This is a genomic window from Ruegeria sp. YKSF131 (assembly GCF_059612645.1).
The window spans coordinates 25,734-36,987 of record NZ_JBXWQZ010000025.1 but is presented as its reverse complement, the minus strand read 5'-3'; the positions used below and the strand labels follow the sequence as shown (position 1 = coordinate 36,987).

Here is an 11,254-nt window from a genome sequence, read left to right as displayed (position 1 = left end):
AGCACGAACCCCGCTATATGTCCCGGATCTAGACTGTAATTGACGATAGAACGAACCTAGTTACGCGCAACAAGAACCTGTCGCGTCTCGGAATTCGCCTTGGGAGGCGCGGTGCGCGCGGACCTGAAAATAGGCGTGTCATGGCGAGCCGATCCCGGAGGCAATGCTGTTTCAGATTATTGAAGAACAAAGATGTTTCGCGTGAGCTGTTTCCACTTCATCGCCTACCACCTGCTTCAGCTCAGTCTCACGTAGAAACTTAAAAATTTTTTCGTCTGATGGTTGCTTCTTCGCCCTGCCAAATCCCCGTCTCGCACTCGGTGTATTTGCAAAGTTTTCGAGGGCTAGGGCTCATGTGTCCTTCCTGCCTGAGTATGGACTCTTTTCCAGACTTAGAGTCAAAACACGTATTGAAACTGAGCTAACAACCGACCAGCAAATATGAAATCTCAGATGGAAGTTCTCGATCAAGGATCAGCCTGACGCATGTGCCTACCTAACCTCACGCTTTGCAGAACCTGCCGCGACGCGGATTCCACCCTTTATGATCAATTAGCCGCAACGCTGGAGGCATCGGGGGTGCAAGCCGAGTTGCAGCAAGTGGATTGCATGTCCGGTTGTCACCGACCACAGACGTTGGCGGTGCGACAAAGCGGCAAGACCGCCTATCTTTTCGGTGAGGTTACGGTTGTCGATCTTCCGGACATAATGATCTTCATGCGGATGTATGAGGACAGTACTGACGGCGACTTCGCTGACGCCAGGAAGCTAGGTAAGCTACGTTTCAAGGCGATTGCACGTATACCGGCACAAAAAAGATAGCCAACATGCAACTTGCCGACCAAAGCTCCGGTGTCGAGTTTTCAGCTTACAGTTTGTGTTTTTCGACTTAGCCTTCTGCACTGAACGGCTAAAATCTAAACCAAGCCTGCCATTACCTAAGATTGACCGCTGCAGAATACTATGATGTCGCTTTCGTACTTGACGGAACAAAGCACTATGGAACAATAAAGGCTTCTACGGTGTCCAAAGGTGCCTACGCACTGGGACTGAAACGGGAATGAGGACGGTGCACCAAACTACCGCACTGAAGCCTTGACCGCCCCCGCGACTGTGAGCGGCGAGCGGCCTTCCAATACCACTGGCGTAATGGCGCTGGGAAGGGGGAAGTCTGCTGTGACCTGCGAGTCAGGAGACCGGCCGTAGGATGGACACAACATATGCCGTCGGGTGTGACGGCGAGGAGGATTAAAATGACGACAAAAACGATCAAGGCATCCGCCGCTGGCGCATCCTTTCTGCCTGCAGTATTCGCCGTGGTTCTGGGTCTAGGGATCATTACCGTGACTGGCCATGTTCAGGCTTCTGGCCTGCATGACGCGGCTCATGATGTGCGCCACGCAACTGGCTTCCCCTGCCACTAAAACAATGTTCAGTCGTATTCTGACCAGCGGCTTGTTCGCTGGTGCAGCAGCGGGGCTGATTGCCGCCCTTCTGCAGTTGTATTTCGTGCAGCCAGTGCTACTTCACGCCGAGCTCTATGAGGGCGGCGACCTGGTGCATTTTGGCGCTGATCCCGTAACTGCGCATCCCGACCTGCCCGGCATGTTCGCCGAGCCGATGCGCGATGGTCTCAGCATTATCTTCACCATGCTTACCTACACCGGCTATGCGCTAGTCCTGGCGGCGCTGATGTCAGTAGCCGAACGTCAGGGGCATGAGATCAACGGCCGCACCGGCCTGCTTTGGGGTCTTGCGGGCTTTGTCGCCTTCCACTTTGCTCCTGGCTTGTCACTGGCTCCAGAAGTTCCCGGCGTAGCGGCAGCAGATGTGGGAGTGCGTCAGATCTGGTGGACGGTCACCGTTGCCGCAGCCGGCGTAGCCATGTGGCTGATTGCCTTTGGAGGTAACCTGGTAAGCTACCTGATTGCGGCCGTGCTGCTAATGGTACCGCATATTATCGGGGCCCCTGAGCCTGAGAGTTTCTCTGGGCCGGTTCCGACCGAGATCGGGGCGCTTTTTGCTGCCCGGGCCTTCGGCATCGGCATGGCCGCCTGGGCACTCTTAGGCAGTTTCACCGGCCACTTCTGGCAGACAGAAGGCAAGCGCGCAGGCGCTGCAGTCTGATCGCGCTCCTCCATTGCTACCCCGCTGGTTACACCGGCGGGTTTTTTTTATTGAGGATGACAAGATGTCCCGTTCTCTTGCTCTCTTTGCCATCGGACTTGTCTTTGGCGGCGGTGCTGGCTTTGTGATTGCCGCCAGCAGCGGTAGCACCTTTGAGAGCCATGACCATACTGACCCGGCCCAACACGGCGGCAACATGGAGATGGCAGCGCACGACCACTCCGCTGCCACTAATCTGCCTGCCGACAGCGACGCCCCCAGTGTGGCGATCCAGATGATTAAGGATCCTATGGCGGGCTGGAATCTGCGTGTGACACCGCAGAACTTTCGCTTTGCTCCGGAAAATGCCTCCACGGCTGACGTTCCAGGCGAAGGTCACGCGCATGTTTATATCAACGGCGAAAAGCTGGGCCGCCTTTATGCCAATTGGTTACACCTTCCGTCGCTCCCCGATGGCGATGTTGAAGTAAAAGTTTCTCTCAATGGCAACAGCCACAGCCCTCTGATGGTTGAGGGTGTGCCCGTGGAGGCCAAAGTGACCGTGCAGCCTGACGGCGATGACTCCTGATTGACATTCCTGGCTGAGAAGACAACTACGCGGATTCAGCGGGTCTAAGCGGCAAGTACAGCGTGCGCGCGGGTTTTTGCCGCTCTGTATCCAAGGACAGATAAGCTGTTGCAAAGCCGCGCCGAATTCCCGTCTTGTTCCTTTGGCTTGCATCGTCGGAAACCGAAAACATGAAGCAACTACAATGGGCATTTCGGTTCTTTCCATTGCTTTTTTGACCCAGTCCAAAGCAAACTCGATCAAATCAGAGTTCACGCCACCGCGCACCTGATCGACTGGATAAACTAAGCGTTACCTGAAACCTCTTGAAGCTCTAGCTGCTAGAGGCTTTAAGACTCGAATTTGATCGTGAAAATGCGATGCAAATACATTGAACTTGTGAACCAGGCTGAGATCTATGCTGACAAGGCGCTATTTCATTCAATCAACCACTGCGCTGTTTTCCGCGTCTGCGGCCAGTCCATTGATCGCCAAAACATGGCCAACCTCGTCGCAAAAGACCTATTGGGACAGCCAGGTCACGCCATTTGATTACGATCCAGCGACCTCAAATCCATGGGGCGTTCATGACCGTTTTTTACCACGACGTGTCGTAGCAAATGATGGTTTGGTTCCTGGTGACATCCATGTCGATGCGGTCGCGCGCTATCTTTACCATATCGAGGAAGGCGGGACCGCAATGCGCTATGGCGTTGCGATCGCGCGAGGGAACCTTTACGAGCCCGGAACCTATGCTATCCGGCGCAAGGTCGAGTGGCCACATTGGACGCCAACGGCTTCAATGATCGAGCGCAACCCCGAATACGCGGAATTTCGGGATGGTATGGAACCCGGGCCAAGTAATGCTCTCGGCTCTCGAGCCCTTTATCTATACGTTGGAAATCGAGATACATATCTCAGAATTCACGGCACGCCTCAGCCTAGAAGCATCGGTGGTCGCGCAAGTTCTGGATGTGTTAGAATGATCATGGCCCATATCAATGATCTCTACCCACATGTAAGAATCGGCTCGACCGCATATTTATACTCGGCCGAAGATAGCGTCACAGCCCGCTCATAAATTTTGGGCAGCGTAGGTGGACGTCGTCGCCCTCTTTTTTATCAGGCGTCTCGCGCGGCGCAGATCGGAGCGCCATTCGTCGCGCGCAATGGTACCAATGTCGTCTCGACAGGTCCGCTGTGCTCATACCAGAAGCAATTGTCTTCTGGCAAAAGGCGTGCCGTGGCCAGATCCTGCCCCGGCCCTGCCAGCGCAACGACTGAATCTGGCACGTTGCCTGGTTCAAGTGCTTTGCTTTTGGCCCCAGTGAACTGGGCTGAGCAACCGGCAGTAATCGAGACTAACGTGATGGTAATTGCGATCCGTTTCTGCATTGACCTGTTCCAGAATTTTTTGCGTCCTCTGCGACTAGATTGCATCCACGCGACCAGCCCGCAAGAAGGAATGGAGTGTCGGTATCACGCGCAAGGAACCCGGATGCTAAAAAATTCAGAAAGGTATTGAAGCTCTAGTTACTGTAGGAACTACTTACAAAGGACCATAGAGATTCTTGAGGTCCGATCATGTCATCCGATACCCATAGCCACGACCATGGCCACGAAAACAAACATGGTCACCACGCATGCAGTAGTGGCGGGTGTGGCGCCATCGCCCCCGCCGGTCCAATTCCTGACGGCGGTAGAAGCTTTCAGGTCTCTGGCCTCGATTGCGCCGAAGAGGTTGTGATCCTGAACCGGGTTATCGGCCCGAAAGTTGGTGGTGAAGAGCATCTCGCTTTTGATGTCATCAACAGTCGAATGACGCTTCTTGAAAGTGCTGCCAAGCTTTCTGACGAAGACGTCATGCTGCTGGTTGCCTGCACCGGTATGAACGCCAAACCTTGGGATGACGGAAATGCCGCCCTGGATCAGGCGGCGCATATTGCGCGTCAGCGACGGTTCACCACACTCAGCGGAGGTTTTTGGGCGGCAGGCTTTGGCTGGCACATCTTCGAAACAGGCATGGGCGGAGCGCTTGGACTGTTTTCGGGACATGGTGAGGTTCCGATGCCTTTGCCCGAGGCCACTTTGTTCGCGGTCGCGATCTTGTTTGGCGTCTGGCTGGTGGCCCCCAAGGCCTGGTCTTCGGCGCAGCGCCTTTCGCCGGATATGAACCTTTTGATGGTTGTTGCCGTCGCTGGTGCCATCGGTCTGGGTGAGTTTTTTGAAGCGGCAACTGTAGCATTTTTCTTTTCGCTCTCTCTTTATCTGGAAAGCTGGAGTGTCGGACGGGCTCGCAACGCAGTATCCGCGCTGCTTGATCTGGCCCCCCCGACGGTTCGGCTGGTTCGTGCTGACGGCTCAGAGGCAACGGTCCCGGCGGCGGATGTCTTTGTCGGCGACAGCTTCATCGTTCGGGGTGGGGATCGCATTCCACTTGACGGGGAAGTCATCGAAGGGGCCGGTGCCGTTGACCAGGCTCCAATCACAGGTGAAAGCGCACTGATCCCCAAAGAGCTGGGTGATGAGGTCTACGCCGGCACAATCAATGGTGAAGGCACCCTCAAAATACGTGCGACGAAAACAGCGTCCGATACCGTGCTTGCCAAGATTATCCGGATGGTCGGTGATGCTCATGCGCGCCGTGCGCCGGTTGAGCAGTGGGTAACAAAATTTGCGCGGATCTATACGCCCATCGTTATGGTCGTTGCAGTGGCCATCGCCCTGATCCCACCGCTTGCATTTGGCGCATCGTGGGGCTTTTGGTTTTACAATGCACTTGTTCTTCTGGTTATCGCCTGCCCCTGTGCACTCGTCATTTCCACGCCGGTTTCAATCGTTGCGGCTTTGACCGCTTCGGCCCGGGCCGGGGTTCTGATTAAGGGCGGTGCATATATCGAAGCCCCCGGGCGCACTACCGCACTGGCCATGGACAAGACCGGCACGATCACCATGGGCGAGCCTGAAGTGGCCAATGTCTATCCGCTGGGCGGCGCATCCGAGCGGGAACTGTTGGCAAGCGCTGCCAGCCTTGAGGTTCGATCTTCACACCCGTTGGCCCGCGCCATTCTCACCAGGGCAGAACAGACCGACATTTCGATATCTGCGGCTGAAGATATCCGAACCGTTCCCGGTCGGGGTCTTGAGGGCCGCACCGAGCGCGGAAATATCTGGCTTGGCTCTGACCGCTTCGCTGTAGAGAAGGGCTTTGGCGCGTCCATTCCTGCCGAATTGAGCAACCAGATCGAGAGCGCGGGAAGCACACTTGTGGTTGTCGGGGATGAGAACGGAGTCACCGGTTTGCTTGAGCTGCGGGACCGCATTCGCCCCGAAGCCAAGAACATCGTTGCCCGGCTTCACGCGCAGGGCGTGAAGTCAATCATCATGCTGACAGGTGACAACGAACAAACCGCGAGAGCGGTAGCAGCCGAAGTCGGCATCGACGAAGTCCGGGCCCAGCTTCTGCCGGAAGACAAGGTCGCTGCGATCGAAGAACTGGCAGAGCAACACGAGATGGTTGCGATGATCGGCGATGGCGTCAACGATGCACCTGCGATGGCTCGGGCACATTATGCGGTCGCGATGGGTGCAGTTGGGTCCGACGCTGCTATTGAGACCGCAGATATTGCTCTAATGACCGACGACATCGGTAAAGTACCCTGGCTGATCGACCATTCACGTCGAACCATGTCGATCATCCGTCAGAACATCGGCTTCTCACTTGCGACCAAAGCATTGTTTGTGACTCTGACGGGTTTTGGGCTGGCATCCATGTGGGGTGCAATCGCCGCGGATGTCGGAGTGTCCTTGCTGGTCGTGGCCAATGCCTTACGGCTTCTGAAAGCTCCGGAAGATCACACCGCCCAGACTGCGGCAAATACCCTTGGCTCGCACGGAACAGGCGCTGCGACCACATAAGAGTGGAAGCCGGACTTCAAGGTGTCCGGCTTTCGCCTCGCTTACTGGCGCGTTACATCAGGCGCACAACTGCGATCGAAAGAAAGAACGCCACCAGGCCAAAAGCGATGGCATATCCTGTAGCGTATTGAAGAATATCAAGGCTGTTGCCATTCCGGCGCTTTGCCAGGACCCCACCCCAAACGGCGCCAACCAAGGCCCCCGCGATTGCCATCATCTTACATCCTCTGATTTGGTTCTTCTGCAGTGCAGTTCGCTTCAGGTGCGCATACCCGCTAACTGATAGCCGCGCACCTGAAGCCGTTTTAAGAAACTCTCACGAACTAGATTCGCTTTTTTTGGCGACGGTATTGCCCAGCTGTTCCTCAAGCTGTGCCCGAGCATTTCTTAAGCGTTTTCGCGCTGCTTCGCTTTCAACCTCGTTGTTCGCAGCGGCAGCAAGTCGGTCGTCAGAAAGCGGGTCCGTTGGGCGCCCGTCAACCAATACTTCATAATGAAGATTGGGGCCGGTCGCGGTGCCGCTCGACCCGACACGGCCAACCATCTCGCCAGCCTCCACGCGCTGACCTTTGGCCAGACCATCGGCGGTTGCGCTAAGATGCGTATATCGCGTGACCGTATCCGATCCATGAGCGATTTCCACCACACGCCCATACCCCCCGCGCCAACCAACATAGGATACCCGGCCCGGAGCTGTCGCATGTACCGGCGTGCCGCGTGCAGCAGCAAAATCGACACCTGTATGCATCCGCACATTGCCGTAGACCGGGTGTTTTCGCCGACCAAAGACTGAACTCAGGCGCGCGCCTTCGACGGGTTGGGCAAAGACACGAAGAAGTTCACCATCAACATAGATCGTGGCGCGACCGTTGTCGTCGTCTGGCCATGCTATTTCGTAAAGCCGATCATCAACTTCCAGCGCCGCAAAAATGAGCTCGGACTGGCCCACCCTCTCGCCATCGATGCTCTTTTCGCGCCAGAGAAGACGGAGAGCTTCACCACCTGTCAGGTCCCTCCGAAAATCCACTGTCCCGCTCAGCATCTGAGCGAGATCCACCGCAAAACGAACCGGGATCTTTGCGCTACTCAGCGCATTTGAAATCGAAGTTTCGATCTCTGTTTTGCGGGCCAGAATGACAGTGTCGGGTTCCGGTGAGACCACGCGCGTGGACAACGTCTCGCTAAGTGTCACTTCAATTCTCACGCCATCTTCCACGGCGAGCTCCACACTCCACAGTTGATCCGCTGCCGTTGCAACGACTGTTATCGAGTGACCCGGCCGCAAGCGCCGCAAGTCGTATTCAGCGCCAAGTGCAAGTGCGATTTCGGCGCGATCGGTTGCGTCGATCCCCGCGTCAGACAGCATACTGTCGAGTGTGTCACCCACTGCAAGCTCGCGCGTCCATGTTCGTGAAGGTGGTTCAACAGGTGGCAAAGGTTCCTCTGCCTGAATGGGTTCCGGCTGAGCAGGTCGAAACGAAACGGGGCTTGGAGCGAGTTCTGCCGATGGTACATTCAGCAACGGAGCCGATGTGATCTGCGGTTCCGCAGGAAGTTTGGGCAGCTGAAAGACCGTGGGCGCAGGCGCCGTCATTTCAGACCTGTTCGAGGCAATGAACATGATCGAAGCAATCGAGACGCTGCTGATCGCGATCGCCGAGGTTGCTAGAAACCGTGCGTTCATGATGTTGTATCCGCTCCACTTTTCAAAGCGCGGCGGATCTTGGGTACAGCGAACTCTCTCTGCTCATGATAGTCGATGGTGCTGACAAATTCGCCTGTGGGGTTAAACAGAAAAACACTTGCGGTGTGGTTCATTGTGTAGTCGCCATCTTCCAGTGGAACTTTTTCATAATTGGCGCGAAAGTCGTCTGCGGCTTGCGCGATTTGGTCCGAAACGCCGACCCAACCGCGAATAGCCGGATGAAAGTAGCTGACATAATCGGCCATGGCATCGACCGTGTCCCTTTCAGAGTCTACGGTTATAAACACGACGTTCAACTCGTCCGCGTCATTGCCCAGATCATCCAGCCAGAGGGAAATATCCGAAAGAGTCGTCGGGCAAACATCCGGGCAGTAGGTAAAGCCGAAGAACACCATTGTTGCACGTCCGACCAGCGATTGCGGGGTGACGGTGATCCCTTCGTGATCAACCATGCGAAAGTTCATGTCCGACAACGCAAGGGGGCGAAGGCGATCGGATTGAGCCGCTCCCGGCCCATCCACTTGCCACCATCCGGCAAAGAGCGTCAGGCCGATTGCTCCAAGTCCAGCAGACCCGAATGTGAGAACGCGTCGCCGCTGCATCAGCTCTCGGGGCCTCGCGCCGCGATGCCAAATATCGGCACGTTGACGGTCTTTTCTGCGCCATCAGCAAAGATAAGAGTCAGCGTAAAGCGCTCGCCTTCGATCATAGGGCGTTGCAGCCGCATGAGCATTGCGTGGAGCCCGCCCGGCTCAAGCGCTACGAAACCACCCGGCGCAATTTCCAGCTCGCCAGCGGGTGCCATGGAACTGACGCCCTCTGCATTGGTCGATGTCTGATGGATCTCGGGCATCCTCGCAAGATCGGTGCGGATAGACGTCAGCGTGACGGCCTCATTGCCGGTGTTGCGGATCGTCATGTAAGCGACCCCAGGTCGGTTGGAGCCAATAGAAGCGCGCGACCAGGCATCTTCAACGACAACATCGTTGCCCCCTGCCAGAACCGGTGCCGAGAGAATGGCCGTCAGACCGAATGCACTCAGTACACCTGCCAGAAGAGTATTTTTTGCAGTGAGTCTCATAGTACCTCTCGCTACTGCTCAGCTTTGCAGTGCTGCAACTTCTGCAGCGACCAGGCGCCTCAATTCAGCCTCACCAAACGGATCCAGAGATTTGCCATTGACGAAGAATGTCGGAGTTTGCCTTATACCGGCCGCTTCGACATCAGCGCGATCCTGATTGAGAACACCAACTGTCTGGGGCGCAAGCATTTGTGCCTGCGCTGCCTCGGCATCCAGTCCCGCCGCTGCTGCAATTCGAATAATAAGACCAGGCTCAGGCGCACCATGCGCGGCCCATTTGGGCTGCTCTCGCAGCACGGCTTCCAGGACCGGTTCAAAGACCCCCTGCATGCGTGCCGCTTCAAGCACGCGGATCGCCTCCTCTGAGCCTTCGCCATGGAAAGGGGTGTACCGGATCACAACACGCACGGCGTCTCCATGCTGAGCCATTATGTCCTTCACGACCGGATGAAAGGCACGGCAGGCTTCACAAGCCGGATCGAAAAATTCGACAATTGTAACCGGTGCGTCTTTAGGGCCGAGAACAGGCGAGTAGGAACGGATAAGTGTTTCGGCGATTTCGGGTGCGACAGGCTCGGTGTTGCCTGAAGCAGTCGTTCGGTTCACGTACCAGGCGGCGGCCCCGAATCCGGCCCCACCGAGCGCGAGAACGGACAAGATCATGCCACGTCTGTTCATACTTGTTTCTCCTTGAGTGAAAGGGCGCACAGAACGCCGATCAGCGCGAATGAAACGAGCGCCATCAGCGGAATCGGGATGCCCAAAACAGATTGATTTGCGTCGGTGCAGGACGGACCACTTGCCGAGCATGGTTGGATTTTTTCCGGGATCAGACCAGCATACAGGCCCATGTGCCACAAGGCGACAACGGCGCCCCCCAATGCCAGTGCTATCCCGTATCGGCCCACGTTCTGGTCCTGCCACCACAGGCCAAGCCCCAGTACGATCGCCAATGGGAACATGAACGCGCGCTGGAACCAGCACAGCACACAGGGCGTCTGCCCCAGGATCTCTCCAATGAACAGAACAGAAAGAGAAGCAACCAAGGCAATCGCCCAGGCCAGGCCGAGAAGTGTATCTTTAGAAAACCGGGACATGGTGCTCAGAGTCTCTGTTTCAGATCCGCAAGAATTTCTTCGGCAGGCGTGCCATAGGACCAGGACTGGACGAATCCAGCGTCCTTGTTGAACAGAAACAGATGAGAGGTATGCCCCATCGTATATCCATCCGGCGCAGGGGTTTGTTCGATCCGTTCGTAGAATATCGGAAAGGTCTTGGACGTTTGCGCAATCTGTTCTGGCGTGCCTGTAAGCCCAATGATCCCCGCATCGAAAAGTGGCACATACTCGGCCAGGACGGCCGGAGTGTCGCGTTCGGGGTCAATTGAAATGAAGATAGGTTGCACTTGGTTTGATTGGTCGCCCAGCCCTTCCTGCACTGCTGCTACCTCAGACAGTGTTGTAGGGCATACGTCCGGGCAGTTGGTGAACCCAAAAAACACCAACATCCATTTGCCCGCAAAGTCGTTCTGAGTACGGACAACACCAGAGTGATCTGTCAGTTCGAACCTGGCTTCGAACGGGACAGACCCCTCCTCAATCCGCGCAGGTCTATATTCTGACCACAGCATCAGATAGGCAAATGCCGCCGTTGCGACACCAGCCATTACCCATAAGATTTTCTGAAACACGGTCAGTTTCAAAGTTAGCCGTCCGCCTGTGATTCTTGGTTCAGAACGGCATGTACACCCTCTACCTGCTAGAGGTTCAAAGGGGTTTTTGAGCCTGCGGCTGGGTGTCACAGGTCCACCGGCTGGAAGGTACTATTGTGCGGTGTCGACGCGAACCTACATAAGCTGTAACTTTGCAAGGAGACC

General features: G+C 56.0%; 14 protein-coding genes and 1 riboswitch. Of the genes, 6 read left to right on the top strand and 8 right to left on the bottom strand.

Going from position 1 to position 11,254, the window contains the following annotated elements:
- Positions 1-486: 486 nt before the first annotated feature.
- The 5 genes from AC2FLZ_RS11105 to AC2FLZ_RS11085 all read left to right on the top strand — a co-directional run bounded on the left by AC2FLZ_RS11105 (position 487) and on the right by AC2FLZ_RS11085 (position 3,755).
- On the top strand, positions 487-822 hold the full coding sequence (locus tag AC2FLZ_RS11105) for a DUF1636 family protein (protein ID WP_170634680.1): 336 nt from the start codon (positions 487-489) through the stop codon (positions 820-822).
- A gap of 181 nt (positions 823-1,003) precedes the next feature.
- A riboswitch (cobalamin riboswitch) is annotated at positions 1,004-1,219 on the top strand.
- 34 nt (positions 1,220-1,253) lie between these two features.
- Positions 1,254-1,424 (top strand): CbtB domain-containing protein, encoded by a 171-nt coding sequence (locus tag AC2FLZ_RS11100; protein ID WP_170481539.1) that lies wholly within the window; start codon positions 1,254-1,256, stop codon positions 1,422-1,424.
- A gap of 4 nt (positions 1,425-1,428) precedes the next feature.
- Positions 1,429-2,127 (top strand): CbtA family protein, encoded by a 699-nt coding sequence (locus AC2FLZ_RS11095; protein WP_170634742.1) that lies wholly within the window; start codon positions 1,429-1,431, stop codon positions 2,125-2,127.
- Between the two features lie 64 nt (positions 2,128-2,191).
- Positions 2,192-2,695: a hypothetical protein gene (locus tag AC2FLZ_RS11090; protein ID WP_170634678.1), complete on the top strand. Its 504-nt coding sequence runs from the start codon at positions 2,192-2,194 to the stop codon at positions 2,693-2,695.
- 397 nt (positions 2,696-3,092) lie between these two features.
- A complete protein-coding gene (locus AC2FLZ_RS11085) occupies positions 3,093-3,755 on the top strand; it encodes a L,D-transpeptidase (protein WP_170634676.1) in 663 nt (220 codons plus the stop codon).
- A gap of 41 nt (positions 3,756-3,796) precedes the next feature.
- Here AC2FLZ_RS11085 and AC2FLZ_RS11080 read toward each other — a convergent pair whose 3' ends face one another.
- Positions 3,797-4,069 (bottom strand): hypothetical protein, encoded by a 273-nt coding sequence (locus AC2FLZ_RS11080; protein WP_209251491.1) that lies wholly within the window; start codon positions 4,067-4,069, stop codon positions 3,797-3,799.
- Positions 4,070-4,258: 189 nt separating this feature from the next.
- Between AC2FLZ_RS11080 and AC2FLZ_RS11075 the strand changes: the two genes are divergently transcribed.
- A complete protein-coding gene (locus AC2FLZ_RS11075) occupies positions 4,259-6,592 on the top strand; it encodes a heavy metal translocating P-type ATPase (RefSeq protein WP_209251492.1) in 2,334 nt (777 codons plus the stop codon).
- A 52-nt stretch (positions 6,593-6,644) separates the two neighbouring features.
- Here AC2FLZ_RS11075 and AC2FLZ_RS11070 read toward each other — a convergent pair whose 3' ends face one another.
- The 7 genes from AC2FLZ_RS11070 to AC2FLZ_RS11040 all read right to left on the bottom strand — a co-directional run bounded on the left by AC2FLZ_RS11070 (position 6,645) and on the right by AC2FLZ_RS11040 (position 11,044).
- Complete coding sequence (locus tag AC2FLZ_RS11070; protein ID WP_170481525.1) at positions 6,645-6,809, bottom strand: hypothetical protein; 165 nt, start codon at positions 6,807-6,809, stop codon at positions 6,645-6,647.
- Between the two features lie 99 nt (positions 6,810-6,908).
- Positions 6,909-8,276 (bottom strand): M23 family metallopeptidase, encoded by a 1,368-nt coding sequence (locus AC2FLZ_RS11065; protein ID WP_209251493.1) that lies wholly within the window; start codon positions 8,274-8,276, stop codon positions 6,909-6,911.
- Entirely contained in the window at positions 8,273-8,899 is a 627-nt protein-coding gene (locus AC2FLZ_RS11060; protein WP_209251494.1) for an SCO family protein, read from the bottom strand. Before AC2FLZ_RS11060 ends, AC2FLZ_RS11065 begins: the two co-directional genes overlap by 4 nt.
- A complete protein-coding gene (locus AC2FLZ_RS11055) occupies positions 8,899-9,378 on the bottom strand; it encodes a copper chaperone PCu(A)C (protein WP_209251495.1) in 480 nt (159 codons plus the stop codon). The genes AC2FLZ_RS11060 and AC2FLZ_RS11055 overlap by 1 nt, the downstream gene beginning before the upstream one ends.
- An 18-nt stretch (positions 9,379-9,396) precedes the next feature.
- Positions 9,397-10,056 carry a DsbA family protein gene (locus AC2FLZ_RS11050; protein WP_209251496.1) on the bottom strand — a complete coding sequence of 220 codons (660 nt, stop codon included), beginning with the start codon at positions 10,054-10,056 and terminating at the stop codon, positions 9,397-9,399.
- Complete coding sequence (locus tag AC2FLZ_RS11045; RefSeq protein ID WP_209251498.1) at positions 10,053-10,475, bottom strand: disulfide bond formation protein B; 423 nt, start codon at positions 10,473-10,475, stop codon at positions 10,053-10,055. Before AC2FLZ_RS11045 ends, AC2FLZ_RS11050 begins: the two co-directional genes overlap by 4 nt.
- 5 nt (positions 10,476-10,480) lie before the next feature.
- Entirely contained in the window at positions 10,481-11,044 is a 564-nt protein-coding gene (locus AC2FLZ_RS11040) for an SCO family protein (RefSeq protein WP_209251500.1), read from the bottom strand.
- Positions 11,045-11,254: the final 210 nt, after the last annotated feature.

What these genes read in the sequence shown, in the direction of transcription:
- AC2FLZ_RS11105 (WP_170634680.1), top strand. Translation starts at nt 487, where the DNA reads ATGTGCCTACCTAACCTCACGCTTTGCAGAACCTGCCGCGACGCGGAT.
- AC2FLZ_RS11060 (WP_209251494.1), bottom strand. Translation starts at nt 8,899, where the DNA reads ATGCAGCGGCGACGCGTTCTCACATTCGGGTCTGCTGGACTTGGAGCA.
- AC2FLZ_RS11070 (WP_170481525.1), bottom strand. Translation starts at nt 6,809, where the DNA reads ATGATGGCAATCGCGGGGGCCTTGGTTGGCGCCGTTTGGGGTGGGGTC.
- AC2FLZ_RS11095 (WP_170634742.1), top strand. Translation starts at nt 1,429, where the DNA reads ATGTTCAGTCGTATTCTGACCAGCGGCTTGTTCGCTGGTGCAGCAGCG.
- AC2FLZ_RS11045 (WP_209251498.1), bottom strand. Translation starts at nt 10,475, where the DNA reads ATGTCCCGGTTTTCTAAAGATACACTTCTCGGCCTGGCCTGGGCGATT.
- AC2FLZ_RS11040 (WP_209251500.1), bottom strand. Translation starts at nt 11,044, where the DNA reads ATGGCTGGTGTCGCAACGGCGGCATTTGCCTATCTGATGCTGTGGTCA.
- AC2FLZ_RS11075 (WP_209251492.1), top strand. Translation starts at nt 4,259, where the DNA reads ATGTCATCCGATACCCATAGCCACGACCATGGCCACGAAAACAAACAT.
- AC2FLZ_RS11085 (WP_170634676.1), top strand. Translation starts at nt 3,093, where the DNA reads ATGCTGACAAGGCGCTATTTCATTCAATCAACCACTGCGCTGTTTTCC.
- AC2FLZ_RS11055 (WP_209251495.1), bottom strand. Translation starts at nt 9,378, where the DNA reads ATGAGACTCACTGCAAAAAATACTCTTCTGGCAGGTGTACTGAGTGCA.
- AC2FLZ_RS11080 (WP_209251491.1), bottom strand. Translation starts at nt 4,069, where the DNA reads ATGCAGAAACGGATCGCAATTACCATCACGTTAGTCTCGATTACTGCC.
- AC2FLZ_RS11050 (WP_209251496.1), bottom strand. Translation starts at nt 10,056, where the DNA reads ATGAACAGACGTGGCATGATCTTGTCCGTTCTCGCGCTCGGTGGGGCC.
- AC2FLZ_RS11090 (WP_170634678.1), top strand. Translation starts at nt 2,192, where the DNA reads ATGTCCCGTTCTCTTGCTCTCTTTGCCATCGGACTTGTCTTTGGCGGC.
- AC2FLZ_RS11100 (WP_170481539.1), top strand. Translation starts at nt 1,254, where the DNA reads ATGACGACAAAAACGATCAAGGCATCCGCCGCTGGCGCATCCTTTCTG.
- AC2FLZ_RS11065 (WP_209251493.1), bottom strand. Translation starts at nt 8,276, where the DNA reads ATGAACGCACGGTTTCTAGCAACCTCGGCGATCGCGATCAGCAGCGTC.